The organism is Deltaproteobacteria bacterium, from assembly GCA_022340465.1.
Classification (GTDB): domain Bacteria; phylum Desulfobacterota; class Desulfobacteria; order Desulfobacterales; family B30-G6; genus JAJDNW01.
In genome coordinates, this window is sequence record JAJDNW010000108.1 from 1 (window position 1) to 18,536 (window position 18,536).

18 protein-coding genes and 1 pseudogene are annotated in these 18,536 nt (G+C 58.3%); 18 read left to right on the forward strand and 1 reads right to left on the reverse strand.

Annotated features, from left to right (window positions below; genetic code table 11):
• Positions 1-306 precede the first annotated feature (306 nt).
• The 18 genes and pseudogenes from rpmF (at position 307) to LJE94_15750 (ending at position 18,156) form a co-directional block, all read left to right on the forward strand.
• On the forward strand, positions 307-486 hold the full coding sequence (gene rpmF / locus LJE94_15665) for a 50S ribosomal protein L32 (GenBank protein ID MCG6911543.1): 180 nt from the start codon (positions 307-309) through the stop codon (positions 484-486).
• 130 nt (positions 487-616) lie between these two features.
• Positions 617-2,278, forward strand: a complete 1,662-nt coding sequence (locus LJE94_15670; GenBank protein MCG6911544.1) for an acyl-CoA dehydrogenase family protein — start codon at positions 617-619, stop codon at positions 2,276-2,278.
• The gene (fabG, locus tag LJE94_15675) at positions 2,275-3,021 is read left to right on the forward strand and encodes a 3-oxoacyl-[acyl-carrier-protein] reductase (GenBank protein MCG6911545.1); all 747 of its coding nucleotides are present in this window, start codon (positions 2,275-2,277) and stop codon (positions 3,019-3,021) included. Before LJE94_15670 ends, fabG begins: the two co-directional genes overlap by 4 nt.
• 117 nt (positions 3,022-3,138) lie before the next feature.
• On the forward strand, positions 3,139-3,366 hold the full coding sequence (gene acpP, locus LJE94_15680; GenBank protein ID MCG6911546.1) for an acyl carrier protein: 228 nt from the start codon (positions 3,139-3,141) through the stop codon (positions 3,364-3,366).
• A complete protein-coding gene (fabF, locus tag LJE94_15685) occupies positions 3,366-4,607 on the forward strand; it encodes a beta-ketoacyl-ACP synthase II (GenBank protein MCG6911547.1) in 1,242 nt (413 codons plus the stop codon). Before acpP ends, fabF begins: the two co-directional genes overlap by 1 nt.
• 229 nt (positions 4,608-4,836) lie before the next feature.
• Positions 4,837-5,292 (forward strand): ribose 5-phosphate isomerase B, encoded by a 456-nt coding sequence (gene rpiB / locus LJE94_15690; GenBank protein MCG6911548.1) that lies wholly within the window; start codon positions 4,837-4,839, stop codon positions 5,290-5,292.
• Positions 5,293-5,366: 74 nt separating this feature from the next.
• Positions 5,367-6,617 carry a serine hydroxymethyltransferase gene (locus tag LJE94_15695; GenBank protein MCG6911549.1) on the forward strand — a complete coding sequence of 417 codons (1,251 nt, stop codon included), beginning with the start codon at positions 5,367-5,369 and terminating at the stop codon, positions 6,615-6,617.
• A 27-nt stretch (positions 6,618-6,644) separates the two neighbouring features.
• Positions 6,645-7,103 carry a cytidine/deoxycytidylate deaminase family protein gene (locus tag LJE94_15700; GenBank protein MCG6911550.1) on the forward strand — a complete coding sequence of 153 codons (459 nt, stop codon included), beginning with the start codon at positions 6,645-6,647 and terminating at the stop codon, positions 7,101-7,103.
• A 339-nt stretch (positions 7,104-7,442) separates the two neighbouring features.
• Positions 7,443-7,898, forward strand: coding sequence for a transcriptional regulator NrdR (gene nrdR, locus LJE94_15705; protein MCG6911551.1), 456 nt, complete (start codon positions 7,443-7,445; stop codon positions 7,896-7,898).
• Between the two features lie 26 nt (positions 7,899-7,924).
• The gene (gene ribD / locus LJE94_15710; GenBank protein ID MCG6911552.1) at positions 7,925-9,055 is read left to right on the forward strand and encodes a bifunctional diaminohydroxyphosphoribosylaminopyrimidine deaminase/5-amino-6-(5-phosphoribosylamino)uracil reductase RibD; all 1,131 of its coding nucleotides are present in this window, start codon (positions 7,925-7,927) and stop codon (positions 9,053-9,055) included.
• Between the two features lie 164 nt (positions 9,056-9,219).
• Positions 9,220-9,882, forward strand: coding sequence for a riboflavin synthase (locus tag LJE94_15715; protein MCG6911553.1), 663 nt, complete (start codon positions 9,220-9,222; stop codon positions 9,880-9,882).
• Positions 9,883-9,937: 55 nt separating this feature from the next.
• Complete coding sequence (locus tag LJE94_15720) at positions 9,938-11,161, forward strand: bifunctional 3,4-dihydroxy-2-butanone-4-phosphate synthase/GTP cyclohydrolase II (protein ID MCG6911554.1); 1,224 nt, start codon at positions 9,938-9,940, stop codon at positions 11,159-11,161.
• Between the two features lie 158 nt (positions 11,162-11,319).
• Complete coding sequence (ribE, locus tag LJE94_15725) at positions 11,320-11,793, forward strand: 6,7-dimethyl-8-ribityllumazine synthase (GenBank protein MCG6911555.1); 474 nt, start codon at positions 11,320-11,322, stop codon at positions 11,791-11,793.
• A 3-nt stretch (positions 11,794-11,796) separates the two neighbouring features.
• Positions 11,797-12,186: pseudogene (gene nusB / locus LJE94_15730) on the forward strand (transcription antitermination factor NusB).
• Between the two features lie 360 nt (positions 12,187-12,546).
• On the forward strand, positions 12,547-13,170 hold the full coding sequence (locus tag LJE94_15735; protein MCG6911556.1) for an MBL fold metallo-hydrolase: 624 nt from the start codon (positions 12,547-12,549) through the stop codon (positions 13,168-13,170).
• A 32-nt stretch (positions 13,171-13,202) separates the two neighbouring features.
• Entirely contained in the window at positions 13,203-14,285 is a 1,083-nt protein-coding gene (ispG, locus tag LJE94_15740) for a flavodoxin-dependent (E)-4-hydroxy-3-methylbut-2-enyl-diphosphate synthase (protein ID MCG6911557.1), read from the forward strand.
• Between the two features lie 89 nt (positions 14,286-14,374).
• On the forward strand, positions 14,375-15,895 hold the full coding sequence (proS, locus tag LJE94_15745) for a proline--tRNA ligase (protein ID MCG6911558.1): 1,521 nt from the start codon (positions 14,375-14,377) through the stop codon (positions 15,893-15,895).
• Between the two features lie 119 nt (positions 15,896-16,014).
• Positions 16,015-18,156: a bifunctional (p)ppGpp synthetase/guanosine-3',5'-bis(diphosphate) 3'-pyrophosphohydrolase gene (locus LJE94_15750; protein ID MCG6911559.1), complete on the forward strand. Its 2,142-nt coding sequence runs from the start codon at positions 16,015-16,017 to the stop codon at positions 18,154-18,156.
• On the opposite strand, the gene rpmB is transcribed toward LJE94_15750, so the two are convergent.
• Entirely contained in the window at positions 18,153-18,344 is a 192-nt protein-coding gene (gene rpmB, locus LJE94_15755) for a 50S ribosomal protein L28 (protein ID MCG6911560.1), read from the reverse strand. The two genes, LJE94_15750 and rpmB, sit on opposite strands and share 4 nt — an antisense overlap.
• Positions 18,345-18,536 lie beyond the last annotated feature (192 nt).

Genomic DNA, 18,536 nt, shown 5'->3' on the forward strand with positions numbered 1-18,536 from the left:
GGCTTAAACGCACGCCGATCAGCATTCAGCTGCGTGGCTTCCCCCAGTCGACGCCCGGTGTCCCCGGGGAACATTTTCCCATAAAAAATATATTAAACAGATAGTTACGCGTAAATCTCCGAAATAAACCTTCGATGGGGCATCTCAATAGCACATACGCCCGAAGAGTACAACAGAACAAAATCGAACGGAGAGGTTAAAATCCTTGACAATTCGTTTCTTTTCAATTACTAGAGGCTCACTATTTTTAGCAAAAGACAAAAATAGAAAATTTTATAAAATAAATAGATAGTTAGGAGATAGATCATGGCTGTACCAAAGCGAAAGACATCCAAGTCGAAGCGGGATAAAAGACGCACCCACAAGAAAGTCACCGCACCCAATCCGGGTACCTGCCCGCAGTGTGGAGAGCCGGTGATGCCCCACCACGCCTGCCCGAGTTGCGGTTCCTACAAGGGGCGCACGGTCATAGAAACCGAAGAATAAATCAAGCACCGCGTAAAGAGCATCTCGACGTTGCAGCGCCGGCTCCTTATAAAGAGAGGCGGATTGTCGGCAGCAGGGTTGAAATGGTAAGTTTCTGAGGTTGTGATGCGATAATCTAAAGAGGACCGGTATGGCGGAAGATCAAAACGGTGGTGAGATGAACCTGTACGGACTGGATCTGGAATCGAGGCAGATGGTCATCGACATGGTGGCCCAGTTGCGCAAGAAACTCCTCACGCGCGAGAAGATTCTCGATTTGGATAAAAATGAAATATTTCCGGAAGATATCATCCGTGAAATGCTGGGACCCGAGATCGGGCTGCAACTTCTGTTTATCCCCGAGGAATACGGCGGCATGGGCGGCGGCGCCAGAGACTGCTGCGCCGTCACCCGCGAAATGGCCCGGATTTGCCTGGGGGTGGGGACGGCCTTTTTCGCCATACAGCTGGGGGCGGACCCCATCGTGGTCGGGGGCACCGAGGAGCAGAAGCGGCGCTGGCTGGGCGCGATTGCCGAGGGGAATTCTCTGGTGGCCTATGCCGTCACGGAACCGGGCGCCGGCAGCAACCTGGCGGCCTTGTCCACCAGGGCGGAGCCGGTCACGGGTGACGACGGCAGCGTCGCAGGCTATGTGATCAACGGCAACAAGCAGTTCATCTCCACCGGCGGATATGCGGATTTCGTTACCGTGCTGGCCAAAACACCGGAGGGCCCGGCCTTTTTTGTGGTCGAGAAGGGCACCGAAGGATTCGGCCAGGGCAAGGGAGAGGAGAAGCACGGTATTCGGGCTTCCAACACCTCCCCGCTCACCTTCCGGGACGTGTACGTGCCCAGGGAAAACCTGATCGGCGGCGTTCCCGGCCAGGGGATGAAGCAGGCCAACAAGGTGTTTGGTTACACGCGCCTGATGGTGGCGGCCATGGCCCTGGGGGCGGCCGACTCGGCCCTTTCGATTGCCATTCAGTATGCCAAGGAGCGCATTCAGTTCGGATCGCCCCTGTCGGAAAAACAGGGCTACACCCACAAGCTGGTGGTACCCCACGCGGTGCGTGTGGCCGCGGTGAGCGCTTTCATGGAAGCGGTGGCCGCGCAGTTGGACGCCGGTGACAATGACCTCCAGGTGGAGGGCTCCATTGCCAAGCTGTTCGCCAGTGAATCCGCCAACCGGGCGGCCGACGACGCCATTCAGGCTCTGGGCGGATATGGCTACATTTCCGAATTCGAGGTGGAAAAGATAAAAAGGGACGTCAAGATCACCTGCATCTACGAGGGCACAAGCGAAATCCAGCAGAACATCGTCAGCACCTTCCGCTGGAAAAAGACCCGCAAGACCAAGGGTGAGTTTTACGGCGCCATCGCCCGGGAGATGCAGCCCCTCGATGCGGTGGGCGGCGCCGCCCTTGCGGCCTGCGCCCAGGCGTTGAACCAACTTGTCGCCGTGGCCCATGACAACCGCTTGACCCGCAGCCAGCACGTCATGTTTCAGCTGGCCGACCTCATGGCCCACGTGGAGATTGGGGCCAGTTTCGCCCGTAAAGCCGCGAGGCTCGCTGCGGGCGGAGAGGGCGAGGCCGAAAAACTCTCGGCCATGTCCAGGGTTTTTGCGGCCGACGTTTCCCGGCTGACGGCGGCGGCCATCCCCGCGATCTTGCAGGGAACCGGCCTTTACGACGGGGAACGGATGGATGCGTTTCTCGACGAGGTGAACTTCAGGCAGATTTTACAGGGCCAGAAGGGTGTCGTCGACGACATGGACAAGGTCGCGGACATCCTTTTCGAGAGGAAGCCATGACCGATCAGGAAAAGCGCATCGTCATCGTCACCGGCGGATCCCGGGGCCTGGGCCGCGCCATCTGCCTGGCCTTCGCCGATCCTGAGACCCACGTCTGTTTCAACTACAACGCGGCCGAGGAAGCGGCCAGGGAAACCGCGGCACTGGTCGAGGCCAAGGGCGGTACCGCCAGCTACGCCAGGGTCGATGTGGCCTCGTCGGCAGCGGTTGCCGGGTTTGTAAAGGATGTGGTCGGCGGATACGGGGGCGTGCACGTGTTGGTCAACAACGCCGGCATCACCCGCGACGGGCTGGTGGTCATGATGAAGGAAAAAGACTGGGACGACGTGATCGAGACCAACCTGAAGGGGGCGTTCAACTGCATCAAGGCCGTTACCCGCCCCATGATGAAGCAGCGCCGGGGAAGGATTATCAACATCACGTCCGTGGTGGGTGCCATGGGCAACCCGGGCCAGGCCAACTATTCCGCTTCCAAGGCGGGCATCATCGGCCTGACCAAATCGGTTGCCAGGGAACTGGCGTCGCGCAACATAACGGTCAATGCCGTGGCTCCCGGATACGTGGAAACGGACATGACGGCGGCCCTGCCCGACAAGGCCAAAGAGGCCATGCTGGCCATGATCCCCATGGCCAGGGCCGGCCGGCCCGAGGAGATCGCCGCTTTGACGGCCTTTCTGGCGTCGGACGCGGCGGGCTACATCACGGGGCAGGTGATTCATATATCGGGCGGTATGTACACCTGATCGCAACATTAGAAACAATTTTTTACACGGATTGATGTTCAATACAGGGCAGTCGGAATCCCCCCAAAAAAGAGAATTTGGCGGGCTGACTGTCTCTAGTGAAAGGAGAAAAAAGTCATGTCTATCGAAGATAAGGTAAAAAAGATCATTGCCGAAAAATTGAGTGTCGACTTGAGTGAAGTGGTTCCCGAAGCGTCTTTCGTGGATGACCTGGGTGCGGACTCACTGGACCTGGTGGAACTGATCATGACCATGGAAGAGGAGTTCGATGTCGACATATCCGACGAAGATGCGGAAAAAATGGAGACCGTCCAGGACGCCATGGACTACATTGCGGCCCACTGATGAATAAGCATATTGTCATAACAGGTGTCGGATTGGTCACGCCGCTGGGTGTCGGCGTGGAGGAAACCTGGAACGCGCTTTGTGCGGGGACGTCGGGCATCGGGGAGATAACGCGCTTCGATGCCACCGGTTTCCAGACCCGTATTGCGGCCGAGGTCAAGGGCTTCGACGCCGCAGACCACCTTCCCAAGAAGGAAGCCAAGCGCACCTCCGAGTTTATCGCTTACGCCATCGCCGCCACGCGCATGGCCCTTACGGATTCCGGCCTGACCATTGACGAATCCAATGCCGGCAGGGTGGGGGTCATAACCGGCTGCGGGCTGGGCGGCCTGCACATTTTGGAGGAGGTGACGCGCATCGTCGACGTAAAGGGGCCCAAGCGCGTCACGCCTTTCTTCATTCCCATGATGATCGGGAACATGGCGCCCGGGATGATATCGATTCATTTCGGTGCCAGGGGACCGAATTCATCCGTGGCCACGGCCTGCGCCGCCGGCAGCCACGCCATCGGCGACGCCTGCAACGTGATCTGCCGCGGGGCGGCGGATGCCATGATCGCGGGCGGGGTGGAATCCACCATTACGCCCACGGCTGTCGCCGGCTTCAACGCCATGAAGGCGCTCTCCACCCGCAACGATGAACCGGAAAAGTCCTCCCGCCCCTTCGACAGGGACCGGGACGGCTTCGTGATCGGGGAGGGTTGCGGGATCATGATTCTGGAGACGCTGGAGCGTGCGCTGGAAAGGGGCGCCCGTATTTATGCCGAAGTGGTCGGGTACGGCATGAGCGGCGACGGCTACCACATCACCTCCCCGGCGCCGGATGGCGACGGGGCCGTGCGCTGCATGCGGGCAGCCCTCGACGATGCCGGCATCGCGCCAGCCTCCCTGGACTACATCAACGCCCACGGCACCTCCACCCCCCTGAACGACCTTTATGAAACCAGGGCCATCAAGACCCTGTTTCAGGAGCACGCCAGCAGCCTCTGCGTCAGTTCGACCAAATCAATGACCGGCCACCTTTTGGGGGGGGCCGGGGGCATCGAAAGCGTTTTCACCGCCCTGTCCGTTTTTAACGGTGTGATGCCGCCCACCATCAATTATGAAAACCCGGATGGTGAGTGCGACCTGGACTATGTCCCCAACACGGCCAGGAAAAAGGATATCCAATATGCGATGTCCAACTCCTTCGGCTTCGGCGGCACCAACGCAAGCCTGGTGTTCAGGAAATACGGCGGCTGATAACCCTGCGGCCGGCAGCGTTCCCGGCCTGCCGGCAACGGGTCATCCCCTTTTCCCCGTTCATTTCCCCCTATTTTTTCCCTTGCGGAATTTATCCATTGATTATACATAAGAAAAGGGTATTGGTTCCTGATTTTCTTACGGATCTTTTTGCAGGGGCATGCAGATCGAGAGGGAAAATGACCGGTTGCCTTCCCCGGCGTTTTTAAGGAATGAGAGGGTTGCGGATATGAACGACAACAGCAAACGCGTGATCATCGGCAGCGATCATGCCGCTTTTCAGATGAAGACCAGGATCAAGGCCTTTCTGGAGGAGCAGGGCCTCTTCGTGGAAGATGTGGGGCCGGCAGGCGAGGCGTCGGTGGACTATCCTGATTTCGGCAGGATCGTGGCGTCGTCGATATCCAGGGGCGATTTCGAACGCGGCATCCTCATGTGCGGCACGGGCATCGGCATGTCCATGGTTGCCAACCGCTTTCCCCACGTGCGTGCGGCCCTGTGCGGGGACATTTTTGCCGCCAGAATGAGCCGCCTGCACAACGACGCCAACATTCTAGTGATGGGGGGGCGGGTCATCGGGGACGACCTGGCGGTGGAGATCGTCAGGACCTGGCTGGAAACGCCGTTCGAAGGCGGCAGGCACAGCCTGCGCCTGGAAAAATTTGACGTGGTCGACGCCGTTTGACGAGATCACGGCAGGATGCGCGCCAACGCCCGAACCGCCGGGAAGAAGGGGGAAAGAGGAGATTGAACGACAGCATCATCAACGCAATCGATCCCGAGCTGGGAGCGGTTATCGAAAAGGAGCTCGAAAGGCAGAAGTACAACCTGGAGTTGATCGCGTCTGAAAATATCGTCAGCCGTGCAGTGATGGCCGTGCAGGGAAGTGTGCTGACGAACAAGTATGCCGAAGGGTATCCGGACAAGCGCTATTACGGCGGGTGCGAATACGTGGACATGGCCGAGGAGCTGGCCATCGAGAGGGCCAGAAAGATTTTCAACGCGGAGTATGTCAACGTCCAGCCCCATTCGGGTTCGCAGGCCAATATGGCCGTCTACTTCGCCGTGCTGAACCCGGGGGACACCATCATGGGGATGGACCTGGCCCACGGCGGGCACCTGACCCACGGCAGCCCGGTCAGTTTTTCCGGCCAACTGTACAACTTCGTGCACTACGGCGTGAAAAAGGAAACCGGTACCATCGATTACGAGGCCCTGGAAGCCCTGGCCCGGAAACACAAACCCAAGATGATCGTTGCCGGTGCGAGCGCCTACCCGCGTACTATCGATTTCGCCGCCTTTGCCGACATCGCCCGGTCCGTGGGGGCGATGCTGATGGTTGACATGGCCCACATCGCCGGACTGGTTGCTGCACGGCTTCACCCCTCCCCCATTCCCCATGCGGATATTACCACCTCCACGACGCACAAGACCTTGCGGGGCCCCAGAGGCGGATTGATTCTGGCAAAATCGCAGTTCGGGGCGCGGTTGAGCAAAGCGATTTTTCCCGGGATCCAGGGCGGCCCCCTGATGCACGTCATCGCGGCCAAGGCCATGGCCTTCAAGGAGGCGCTGGCGGGATCGTTCGCCGATTACCAGGTCGAGGTGATTAAAAATGCCCGGGCCCTGGCGGAACACCTGATGGAAAACGGGGTGCAACTCGTTTCCGGTGGCACCGACAATCACATGATGCTGGCGGATTTGAGCAGCCTGGGGGTGGCCGGCAAGGACGCCGAAACGGCCCTCGGGCAGGCCGGAATTACCGTCAATAAAAATGCCATCCCCTTCGACACCCGCGGCCCGGTCGTTACCAGCGGCATCCGGGTCGGTTCCCCGGCCGTCACCACCCGGGGGATGAAAGCGGCGGAAATGGCGCTTATTGCCCGCCTGATGGCGGACGTTCTTAAAAACATGGGCGATGAACAGGTGGTGGCGAGCGTGCGCAAGGAGATCCGGGGGCTTTGCGAAGCCTTTCCGATTTATGATGACAGTTTTCGACGTGGTGAGTGATTGGTGCATACAGGAGAAAACGGCATAATGGCTTCAGCGGATGAACGCCCATCGTGGGAACAGTATTTCATGGATATCGCCCTGCTGGTGGCCAAACGCTCCACTTGCCTGCGCCGGTCAGTGGGGGCCGTCATTGTCAAGGACAAAAGGATTCTGTCCACGGGCTACAACGGCGCCCCTATGAATATTGCCCACTGCAGGGAGACCGGTTGCCTGCGGGAACAGATGAAGGTGCCGTCGGGCGAGCGCCACGAGCTATGCCGCGGGATCCATGCAGAGCAGAATGCCATCATACAGGCGGCTTATCACGGCGTTTCCATCAAGGGGGCCACTCTTTTCTGCACCAATCTGCCCTGTTCCATCTGTGCCAAGATGATTATCAACGCGGGGATCAGGACCATTTACTACCTGTCCGGATATGCAGATGCGATGTCGGAAGCGATGCTCGGCGAAGCCGGCGTTGACGTGTTGAGAATAGAACCCTGAGTCCCTTCATCCGCCACTGGCTCATCCCGTGAGAGCCATTCTCGAGGGGCGGTTTGACACAAACAACCCCGGTGGTTGATGAAGGGAGCGAAACCAGGAATTTTTTCTTTTTTTTAAAAATTAAGCGAAAATCATATATAAATCTATTGTTACACGAGTGGGTGCAACCAAGACAAACGATATGCAATTTGTGATGGCCTGACAACGCATGTGTACAAAAAATAAAAATAAAGATAAAATTCTTGGTACAAATCAGCGCCGAGGGCAGATCAGGTCCCTTTGCGGGGCTTTCCCCACATCTTCGACTCTGCCGGAGGTCGCTGATTCTGGGGAGGTTGCATGAAGTGTCCATTTTGCGGGGAGATCGACAATAAGGTCATCGATTCCAGGGTGAGCAAGGACGGGGGCGTCATCCGACGGCGCAGGGAATGCCTCCTGTGCACCCGCAGATTCACGACGTATGAGCACATCGAAGAGATTCCCATCATGATCATTAAGAAAGATGGGCGTCGGGAAGTTTTCAACCGTGAAAAGGTACGTTCGGGAATCAAGAAGGCGTGCGAAAAAAGGAATATCAGCATGAACCTGATCGAAGAGCACGTCGATGAACTCGAACGGGACCTGCGGGAAACCGGGGAGAAGGAAATCCCCTCTTCCGTTATCGGTGAAAAAATTATGGCCATCCTGCACGACCTGGACGACATTGCCTATGTCCGGTTTGCATCCGTGTACAGGGAATTCAAGGACGTCAATGATTTCGTTTCGGAGCTCAAGAGCCTTTTGACCAAGCAGTAGCTTCCGGGGCAGCCTTATCCTCAACCATGAAAGCCTATCGACAGTTCATGCAGCAGGCCCTCGCTCTTGCCGAAAAGGGCCGGGGGTACACATCTCCCAATCCCATGGTCGGTGCGGTCGTCGTTCGAGACGACCGGGTGGTGGGCCGGGGCTACCACCACGCCGCCGGAGAACCCCACGCCGAAGTGAACGCCATCGACGATGCGGGCGACAGGGCCAGGGGCGCAACCATATTCGTTACCCTGGAGCCCTGCAACCATTTCGGCCGCACCCCTCCCTGCACGGAAAAAATCTTGAAAGCCGGCATAAGGAAAGTGGTCGTCGCCATGCTGGACCCCAACCCGGACGTGCGGGGCGGCGGCATGGACTATCTGCGGCAAAAGGGCCTGGAGGTGGTCGGCGGTATCCGCGAGAGAGAAGCCGCCCGGCAGAACGAGGTGTTCGTCAAATACATTCAGACCAAAAAACCCTTTGTCATTCTGAAGTGCGCGGCGACCCTGGACGGGCAGATCGCCACCCGGACCGGCGACTCGAAGTGGGTTACCGGGGCGGCGGCCCGGATGCACGTGCATGCCATGCGGCACGCTGCCGATGCCATCATGGTCGGCGTGGGTACGGTCCTCAAGGATGATCCCAGCCTGACGACCCGGCTCGAGGGGGGAGGGGGGCGCGACCCCAAACGCATCATTCTGGACACCCGGCTCTCGACGCCGGCAAGTGCCAGGGTGTTTCAAGTGGACTCCGATGCCGAAACGGTTATTGCTGCGGGCCCCCCGGCTGCCGATGGGGCACTTTTGCAGCGCAGAAAGGCCATCGAAGCGGCCGGCGGCCGGATTGTGGAGACCCGGCTCGATAACGGCCGTGTGGACCTGGGCGCACTGATGGAGACGCTGGGAAATGAAGGGGTCACCAGCGTGTTGATCGAGGGCGGCGGGCAGGTGGCCGGTGCGGCCCTTGCGGCGGGCATCGTGGACAAGGTGATGTTCTTCTACGCGCCCAAAATTCTGGGAGGCAGCGACGGCGTGCCCATGGCGAGCGGCCGGGGGCCGGCGTTGATGCGGGACTGCCTGGTGCTGAAGGACACCCATGTGCAGCGATTCGGCGAGGACGTCCTGGTGGAGGGGTATATCCGTCGGACGTCAGACCCGCAGGGATAAAGACGGGCGCGAACGGTTGCGGATGATGGTTTCGTGCATATATTACACTGGTTGAGCGTTTTAGCACTTCCGGATGATCGAGGCTGAAGATAACGTGTTTAAAATCAACCCCTTGGATCCTTGATTCCTTGGATCCTTAGCACCCTTTCAGCTGGGTCGAACGCATGTTTACTGGCATCATAGAAGGCTTGGGAACCATTACCGGCACCCGACCCTCGGGGCAGGGCATCCGCCTGGCCGTGGAGGCCGATTTCCTCCTTGACGGAACGAAGATCGGCGACAGCATCGCGGTCAACGGAGCGTGCCTGACGGCGGTGACCATCTCCGGCAGGCGCTTTGCGGCCGATGTGTCCCAGGAAACGGTCGAGAAGACGACCTTTGGAAAGGCCAGGATCGGCGAGCGGGTGAACCTTGAACGGGCACTGATGCTGTCGGATCGCATCGACGGGCACCTGGTGTCGGGCCATGTGGACGCAACGGGGGTCATTGCCCGCAAAGAGGCGGCCGGCACCGCCACCCTGGTGACGGTCGAGGTCCCGGCGGAAGTGGCGCGTTACATCATCAAGAAGGGATCCGTAGCCGTCGACGGCATCAGTCTCACCGTCAATACGTGTGATACGCGATCGTTTGCCGTGAGCATCATTCCGCACACCGGCGGGATGACCACCATCGGGTTCAAGGGGGTGGGCGCCACGGTGAACATCGAGGCCGACATGATCGGAAAATACGTGGAGCGTTTCATCAGGCCTGACAAGACCATTGAAAAGGAATCCGGTGGATCGTCGCTTGACATGGCGTTTCTGGCGCGGTCCGGATTCTTGAAATGAGATCGATTACAACTGTACGGCCTGCTGATACGGGCCGGCAATCAGGAGTTTTTCAATGTCGCTGTTGAAGATCGAAGAGGCTATCGAAGAAATCAAGGCCGGTCGCATGGTCATCCTGGTGGATGACGAAGACCGTGAAAACGAGGGAGATTTATGCATGGCCGCGGAGGCGGTCACGCCCGAGGCCATCAATTTCATGGCCAAATACGGACGGGGCCTGATCTGCCTGCCCATGACGGCGGAAAAATGCGATTCCCTGGACCTGCCTATGATGGTCGACAATAACACATCGCGTTTCGAGACCGGCTTCACGGTGTCGATAGAGGCTAGAAAGGGTGTTACCACCGGCATTTCCGCTGCAGACAGGGCCACGACCGTTCTCACGGCCGTGGCGGACGACGCCGTGCCCGGGGACCTGGCACGGCCGGGACACGTTTTTCCGCTGCGCGCAAGGAACGGTGGCGTTATGGTACGGGTCGGCCAGACCGAAGGCTCCGTCGACCTGGCACGCTTGGCCGGGATGAAGCCTGCGGCCGTGATCTGCGAAATCATGGATGAAGACGGTACCATGGCAAGAATGCCCAGCCTCGAGAAATTCAGCGCGGAGCATGGTATCGGCATCTGCACCGTGTCCGATCTTGTGGAATACCGGACCCGTACGGAATCGTTTGTCCACATCGCCGCTCAGACTTCCATCCCCACGAGCTATGGCGGGGACTTCAGGATTATCGCCTTTGAAAACGACATCGACGACCTGACCCACATCGCGCTGGTCAAGGGCGAGATCGACCCGGAAAAGCCGATTCTGGTGAGGGTCCACTCCGAGTGCATGACCGGCGACATATTCAGTTCCCTGCGCTGCGACTGTGGTGAACAGCTGCACCGGGCCATGGCCATGATGGAAAAAGAGGGGTCGGGGGTGATCGTATACATGCGTCAGGAGGGGCGCGGTATCGGCCTGGTCAACAAACTGAAGGCCTATGAGCTGCAGCTGAAGCAGGGAATGGACACGGTGGAGGCCAACCACGAGCTCGGGTTCAAGGACGATCTGCGCGAATACGGCATCGGGGCCCAGATCCTGGTCAAACTGGGAGTCAGAAAGATGCGCCTCATGACCAACAACCCCAAAAAAATGGTCGGCCTGGAGGGCTACGGGTTGAGCCTCGTAGAGCAGACCCCCATCGAGGTCCCGCCCAACGAGTACAACAAGGGCTATCTCGAGTGCAAACGGTTGAAGATGGGGCACCTGCTCAATACGTGTGAAATGATCAATTCTTAGCCGGAACCACAAAGGCACAAAGGGCACGCAGAATATGCAGCGCAGGGGCCTATCCCTGCCGCAGTGACTTGCGGGACAACTTGGGGGACGGGGATCCAGGGCATTCAGCAAATTAACCATACAACAGCATTTGAAGCCAAACTTTTGGGGGAAAAACCATGCCGAAAATTGTCGAAGCCAATCTGATTGCCGAGGGGAAGACGTTTGCCATCGTGGTCAGCCGTTTTAACGACTTCATTACCGACAGGCTCGTGGGCGGCGCCGTGGATGCGCTGGTGAGATGCGGGGCTAAAGACGGGGACATAGACGTCATCAAGGTCCCCGGCGCGTTCGAGATCCCGCTGATCGCCAAGAAGGTGGCCAAAAAGGGCCGCCACGACGCCATCATCTGCCTCGGGGCGGTCATTCGCGGGGCGACGCCGCATTTCGACTACGTGAGTGCGGAAGTGTCCAAGGGTGTCGCCATGGTCGGCCTGGAAGCCGAGGTTCCGGTCATTTTCGGCATCGTCACTACCGACACCATCGAGCAGGCCATTGAAAGGGCCGGCACCAAGGCCGGGAACAAAGGCTGGAGTGCGGCCGTGTCCGCCGTGGAGATGGCCAACCTGAACCATATGGTCGACCAGGTCTGATAAATGGGTAATCGCCGCAAATCAAGAGAGCTTGCCATGCAGGCTCTTTTTTATATGGATACCAACAGGAGCATTTCCTTGGAAAACCTGGACCTGTACTGCCGCAATTTCCAGCCTTCCGAGAAGGTGCGTCCTTTTTTTCTGCAGCTGGTACAGGGTGTGATCGCCTCTAAGGCGAGGGTGGACGCGGTCATCGAACGTTACTCCAGCAACTGGAAAATTCACCGCATGTCATGTGTCGACCGGAACATCCTCCGCCTGGCGGTCTATGAGGTGCTTTTTCTCGAGGATATCCCCGTAAAGGTCAGCATCAACGAGGCGATTGACATCGGCAAGAAGTTCGGTACGGACGAATCGGGCGCTTTCATCAACGGCATCCTGGACAGCATCCGTTTAGCACTCGACAAAGGTGAACTAAAGGCCGGGGAGGAAGCCCCCCGGGAGACCAGCGTAAGAAGATGTCCGCGCCTGGGAGGTCCCGTTCCCTTCAAATACTGCCTGCATTCCGGGGAGGACGGGCCGTGTTTCAAAATCATGGACTGCTGGTGGGAGGCGTTCGACATCCGGTCGTACCTGGAGGAGCATCTTTCCCCGGAAGCATTTGAGAGGCTGATGGCCGCCAAACCGAAGCCCAAGGTGGCCAGCCTGGTGGAACTGGTAGAGCAGGCCAAAAAAAACGTCAAGAAGCCACCCCCGGAAGCGTTGTCGTGATGCCTTTCATGGGTAAGGCTTTCCAATGTAGAGGAGGCTGAAGTGATCATAAAAGAACTTGCAGTGGGGCCGATCATGGCCAACTGCTTTATCGTCGGATGTGAGGAAACCAAAAAAGCAGCCGTTATCGACCCGGGCGAGGATGCGGACAGGATTCTGGCGACTCTGGCGGATTCGCACCTGACGGTCGGCTGCATCATCAATACCCATGGTCATTTCGATCATGTGGGCGCCAACGCGAGGCTCAAGGAGGTTACCGGGGCAAAGATCATGATCCATGCGCTGGATGCACCGATGCTTACCCAGCTGTCGCAGAGCGCCGCCGCCATGGGAATGCGGGCGGACAATTCGCCGCCGGCGGACCGGCTGCTCGAGGACGGCGAAACCGTCACTTGCGGCAGCATCACCTTCAAGGTGCTGCACACGCCGGGTCACACGCCGGGCGGCATCTCCCTTCTCACCGGAGGCCACGTGTTCGTCGGCGACACGCTGTTCGCGGGATCCATCGGCCGCACGGACTTTCCGGGAGGAGACTTTGCTACGCTGGAAGCCAGCATCAGGGAAAAGTTGTACGTACTGGACGACGATGTCGTCGTCTATCCCGGCCACATGGGAAGGACCACCATCGGCAGGGAAAAACAGACCAACCCCTTTGTCCGGGGTTGAACTCGCCCTGTTCGTCTGATATTCTGAGGGGCATGTCTCTTTCCGTCAAACGCAACAAGACCGCGCAGGTCAGGATCGGTAAGGTAAAGGTCGGGGGCGGCGCACCCATCGCGGTCCAATCCATGACCAACACGCAAACGGCTGACGTGGCCGCCACCGTTGCACAAATCCGGCGGCTGACGGCGGCCGGGTGCGAGATCGTGCGCGTAGCGGTGCCGGACGAGGCGGCCGCACGGGCGATCCGCCGTATCAGAATGGAAATATCCATTCCCCTGATTGCGGACATTCACTTCAATCACCGCCTGGCGATAGCGGCTGTCGGGGCCGGGGCCGACGGACTGAGGATCAACCCCGGCAACATCGGTTCCTCCCGGAAGGTAAAGGCAGTTGCCGATTGTGCCCGGGAGGCCGGGGTCCCCATCCGCGTAGGGGTCAACGCGGGGTCGCTGGAAAAGGATCTTATCGAAAAATACCGGGGTGCCACCGCTGAAGCGATGGTCATATCCGCTCTAAGGAACGTCGATATCCTCAGATCCTTCGATTTTCACGATCTCAAGGTGTCCATCAAGGCTTCGGATGTGACGCGGACCGTGGAAGCCTACCGGTTGTTTGCCGAGAAATCCGACATTCCCGTCCATCTGGGCGTTACCGAAGCCGGCGGACTTTATTCCGGCATCGTCAAATCCTCCCTGGGCATCGGTATGCTGCTGGCCGAAGGCATCGGGGACACCATCCGGGTGTCGCTGACGCGTGATCCCGTCGAGGAGGTCCGGGTAGGGTTCGAGATTCTGAAAGCGCTGGGGATCCGCCGCCACGGGCCCGACATCATTTCCTGCCCCACTTGTGGGCGCTGCAACATCGACCTGTTCGACATCGCCGAAAAAATCGAAAAACGGGTCCTCACCATGACGGCCCCCATCAAGATTGCCGTCATGGGGTGTGTGGTCAACGGGCCGGGGGAGGCCCGGGAGGCGGACATCGGTATTGCCGGCGGCGATGGCAGGGGGGTTTTGTTCAAAAAGGGCGAGGTGGTCGAGACGCTGCCCCAGGAGCAGTTGGCCGACGTCCTTTTAAAGGAGCTGGATGCTTGTGAAGCGGCATACCGTCATCGGTAGCACCGGGAGACGGTGGCCTGGCCTGTTGGAGAGTTGCATAAACGTCACCGTTGTATAAACAACACGGCAACATGTACGAAAGGAAGATGATGAGCAAAAAGGTGCCAACGGCAATCGAACCCACCCGGGTGGAGGACTACCCCGAGTGGTATCAGCAGGTGGTGAAAGCATCGGACCTGGCGGAGCGGTCCTCCGTGCGCGGGTGCATGGTGATCAAACCCTGGGGGTACTCCCTCTGGGAGAACATCGTGCGCGCAATGGACGACATGTTCAAGGCAACCGGTGTTCAGAATGCCTATTTTCCCCTGTTCATTCCCAAAAGCTTTCTGGAAAAGGAGGCCGAGCACGTGGAAGGGTTTGCCAAGGAATGTGCCGTGGTGACCCACCATCGCCTTGAAAAGGATGAACAGGGCGGGCTCGTTCCCGCCGGCGAACTGGCAGAGCCTCTGGTGGTGCGACCCACGTCGGAAACCATCATCGGTGACTCCTTTTCCCGTTGGGTGAAGAGCTACCGCGACCTGCCCCTGCTCATCAACCAGTGGGCCAACGTGGTGCGTTGGGAAATGCGCACGCGCATTTTTTTAAGAACCAGTGAGTTCCTCTGGCAGGAGGGGCACACCGTGCACGCCACGGAGGAGGAAGCCGTCGAGCGCACCCGCATGATGCTGGATGTGTATGCCCGCTGCGCCGAAGAATACCTGGCAATGCCGGTGATCAGGGGGCGCAAGTCGGCTTCCGAAAGATTTCCGGGAGCCGTGGACACCCTGTGCATCGAGGCCATGATGCAGGATCGAAAGGCCCTGCAGGCCGGCACTTCCCACTTCTTGGGGCAGAATTTCGCCCGGGCGTCCGAAATCAGATTTCAGACCCCTGATGAAACGGAGGAATACGCCTGGACCACTTCCTGGGGCACGTCGACCCGCCTGGTAGGGGGCGTGATCATGACCCACGGGGACGATGACGGCATTATCCTGCCCCCCAGGGTCGCCTCGTCGCATGCCGTCCTGCTGCCCATTGTCAGAAAACCGGGCGAGCGGGACAAGGTCATGGCCTACGTGAACGACCTTGCCGGGCGCCTGCGGAACCAGTACTACCATGGCCGCAGGGTCAGGATCGAAGTGGACGACCGGGATATCGGCGGTGCCAGGGGCTGGGAGTGGATCAAGAAAGGCATTCCCGTCAGGGTGGAGATCGGTCCCAGGGACATCGCCGAAAATTCCGTTTTTGTGGGCAGACGCGACAAGGCTCACCGTGACAGGGAATCGATGCCTGTCGACCGCTTCCTTGAATCGTTCGCGGGTATCCTGGATGAGATACAGGCCAATTTATACGACCGCGCGCTTGCCTTCAGAGAGGCGAACACCCGGGAAATTTCGAACGACAAGGCCTTCTATGACTACTTTACACCGCAGGACAGCGAGAAGCCCGAAATCCATGGCGGGTTTGCAATGTCGCCCTGGTGCGGCAACGCATCCTGCGAGGCGGCCATCAAGGAGGACTTGAAGGTGACCATTCGCTGCATCCCCTTCGACAGCGAGATTACGGACAAGGGCTGCATCTGCTGCGGCAAGCCGGGAGGACGGCAGGTTATTTTTGCCAAAGCATACTAAGCGCCCGGCACCGAATTCCGGATGCGGGATGTTTGGGGCGGCGAGTTCCGGGCGACTGCGATGCAGTTGCCTGACCATTGTGCGAATCATTCAGGGCTCGAGAGCATTCAGTCTGTCGCATGATTAGAATCAACGACATCATTGACAAAATGGTGGAGCACAATCCCGAGGCCGACGTGGACCTCGTCGAAAGGGCCTACGTCTACTCCGCCAGGGTCCACCAGGGGCAGATGCGCCTGTCCGGGGAACCCTACTTGACCCACCCCCTGGAAGTGGCCGGCATTCTGACGGACATGCTGCTGGACCCGGAGAGTGTTGCCGCAGGGCTTCTGCACGATGTGGTCGAAGACACCAAGGCCACCCCCGATGAGATCGAGGAGATGTTCGGCAAGGAGGTGCGCCACATCGTGTCCGGCGTCACCAAGCTCAGCACCCTGCCCCTGGGAAGCAAACAGGCGCGCCAGGCCGAAAGCATTCGCAAGATGCTGCTGGCCATGGCGGATGACATCCGGGTCATCCTCATCAAACTCGCCGACCGGCTTCACAACATGCGCACCCTTCAGTTTCACAAGGAAATCAAGCAGCGCGCCATCGCTCAGGAGACCATCGACATTTACGCACCCATCGCGGCAAGGCTGGGCATCTATTGGATCAAGAACGAGCTCGAGGACATCTCCTTCAAATATACCCAACCGGAGGAGTACGACAACATCCAAGGGCTGGTTGCCAAGGATCGCGAAGAGCGTGAAGAGTACATCGAAAAAGTCAAGAGCTTCGTCAAGAAGAAGATGGACGAGAGCAACCTCCAGTGTGTGGTGCTGGGTCGATACAAGCATTTTTTCAGCATCTACCAGAAGATGATCAGCCAGCACCTGAACTTCGAGGAGGTGTATGACATCATCGCCTTTCGCATCATTCTGGACACCATCCCCCAATGCTACGAGGCCCTGGGCATCGTGCACTCTTTGTGGAAGCCTATTGCCAAAAAATTCAAGGACTACATCGGGGTGCCCAAGCCGAACATGTACCAGTCTCTGCACACCACGGTCATCGGGCCGTTTGGCGAGAGGATCGAGATACAGATTCGCACCCATGAGATGGACAAGGTGGCCAAATCCGGCATTGCGGCTCACTGGAGCTACAAGGAGGGGAAAAAGGGCGACAGCGAAATCTATGCCAAGTTTGCCTGGATCCAGAGCCTGGTCGAGAACCAGGCCGAGTTCCGCGATCCGCAGGAGTTCCTGGAAAATGTGCGCATCGACCTGTTCCCGGACGAGGTTTACGTGTTCACCCCCCAGGGGGAAATCAAGTCCCTGCCCAAGGGGGCCACGCCCGTCGATTTTGCCTATCTGATTCATTCCGAGGTCGGCAACCAGTGCACCGGTGCTAAAGTGGACGGCCGCATGGTGCCGTTGAAATATGAGCTGCAGACAGGCAACATCGTTGAAATCATCACTTCCAAGGGGTCCCACCCCAGCAAGGACTGGCTCAATTACGTGAAAACGGTCAAGGCCCGCTCACGGATCCGCCAGTGGATCAAGGTTCAGGAAAAGGAGCGCAGCCTGTCCCTCGGGAGGGAGATGTGTGAAAAGACCTTCCGGAAGTACCGCCTCAACTTCGGCTCGCTGATCAGGAGCGAGGAGATGAGCAGTGTGGTGGAGCACTTCGGCTTCAAGACGGTGGACGACCTGATAGCAAGTGTCGGATACGGCAAGACCACCCCCCTCCAGATTGCCAGAAGGTTTGCCACGCAAACGGAGCCGGAATCGGAAAACGGGTCCCTTTTGAACAAGCTGATCAGTAAGGTCAGAAAGAAAAAACCCCAGGTCGGCGTTGTCGTCAAGGGGCTCGACGATATTCTGGTGCGTTTTGGAAAGTGCTGTCAACCGGTACCGGGTGATCCCGTCACCGGGTACATCACTCGGGGCTTCGGCGTGACCGTCCACCGGACCAACTGTGTGAATGCCCTGAAAATGAACCCGGACCGGCAGATCGATGTGCAATGGAGCGACGAGATCAAACAGACCTACCCGGTCAAGATCAAACTCAATTCACTGGACCGGGTCGGGCTGCTGGCGGATATCGCCTCCTCCATCAGCAAGAACGGGGCCAATATCCTCAGCGTAAACACCGAAACCAAGGACGACAAAACCGTGGATTCGTTTATCACCCTGGGGGTCGAAAACACGGCCCACTTGAATAAGGTGGTTTCGGATTTAAACAAGATCAAATATGTTCAAGGGGTTAAAAGGGTGGGTTAGGATGCTTTGACCACACGGCCCGATTTGATGCAGGTGGTGCAGACAACCATCTTTTTCTTTTTCCCATCATGGAACGCTCGAACATTTTGAAGATTGGGATTGAATCTTCTTTTGTTGAGGTTGTGAGCATGGCTCACATGGTTGCCGACCATGGGTTTTTTCCCGCATATTTCACATACTCTGGACATTGTATTTTCTCCTCGGTATCCGGCGGTGCCGTCTCTTTAAGGCTTGGCGTCCGGATGCAATTCTAATTATAAAAAAAAATCCTTACACTAGATTATCATGCGTGTAAAGCATTTTTTATGGTTTTCAACCCGGGGTGGGTATAAACATACGCGTCCCCCCGGAACCCCGATAGCCTCATGCAAGCGGCCCGC

Excerpts from the sequence above, each read along its gene's own strand:
- LJE94_15720 (MCG6911554.1), top strand. The coding sequence starts at position 9,938 with ATGTCGCTGTTGAAGATCGAAGAGGCTATCGAAGAAATCAAGGCCGGT.
- LJE94_15700 (MCG6911550.1), top strand. The coding sequence starts at position 6,645 with ATGGCTTCAGCGGATGAACGCCCATCGTGGGAACAGTATTTCATGGAT.
- rpmB (MCG6911560.1), bottom strand. The coding sequence starts at position 18,344 with ATGTCCAGAGTATGTGAAATATGCGGGAAAAAACCCATGGTCGGCAAC.
- LJE94_15750 (MCG6911559.1), top strand. The coding sequence starts at position 16,015 with ATGATTAGAATCAACGACATCATTGACAAAATGGTGGAGCACAATCCC.
- rpmF (MCG6911543.1), top strand. The coding sequence starts at position 307 with ATGGCTGTACCAAAGCGAAAGACATCCAAGTCGAAGCGGGATAAAAGA.
- acpP (MCG6911546.1), top strand. The coding sequence starts at position 3,139 with ATGTCTATCGAAGATAAGGTAAAAAAGATCATTGCCGAAAAATTGAGT.
- fabF (MCG6911547.1), top strand. The coding sequence starts at position 3,366 with ATGAATAAGCATATTGTCATAACAGGTGTCGGATTGGTCACGCCGCTG.
- ribE (MCG6911555.1), top strand. The coding sequence starts at position 11,320 with ATGCCGAAAATTGTCGAAGCCAATCTGATTGCCGAGGGGAAGACGTTT.
- proS (MCG6911558.1), top strand. The coding sequence starts at position 14,375 with ATGAGCAAAAAGGTGCCAACGGCAATCGAACCCACCCGGGTGGAGGAC.
- LJE94_15715 (MCG6911553.1), top strand. The coding sequence starts at position 9,220 with ATGTTTACTGGCATCATAGAAGGCTTGGGAACCATTACCGGCACCCGA.
- ribD (MCG6911552.1), top strand. The coding sequence starts at position 7,925 with ATGAAAGCCTATCGACAGTTCATGCAGCAGGCCCTCGCTCTTGCCGAA.
- LJE94_15670 (MCG6911544.1), top strand. The coding sequence starts at position 617 with ATGGCGGAAGATCAAAACGGTGGTGAGATGAACCTGTACGGACTGGAT.
- fabG (MCG6911545.1), top strand. The coding sequence starts at position 2,275 with ATGACCGATCAGGAAAAGCGCATCGTCATCGTCACCGGCGGATCCCGG.
- ispG (MCG6911557.1), top strand. The coding sequence starts at position 13,203 with ATGTCTCTTTCCGTCAAACGCAACAAGACCGCGCAGGTCAGGATCGGT.
- nrdR (MCG6911551.1), top strand. The coding sequence starts at position 7,443 with ATGAAGTGTCCATTTTGCGGGGAGATCGACAATAAGGTCATCGATTCC.
- rpiB (MCG6911548.1), top strand. The coding sequence starts at position 4,837 with ATGAACGACAACAGCAAACGCGTGATCATCGGCAGCGATCATGCCGCT.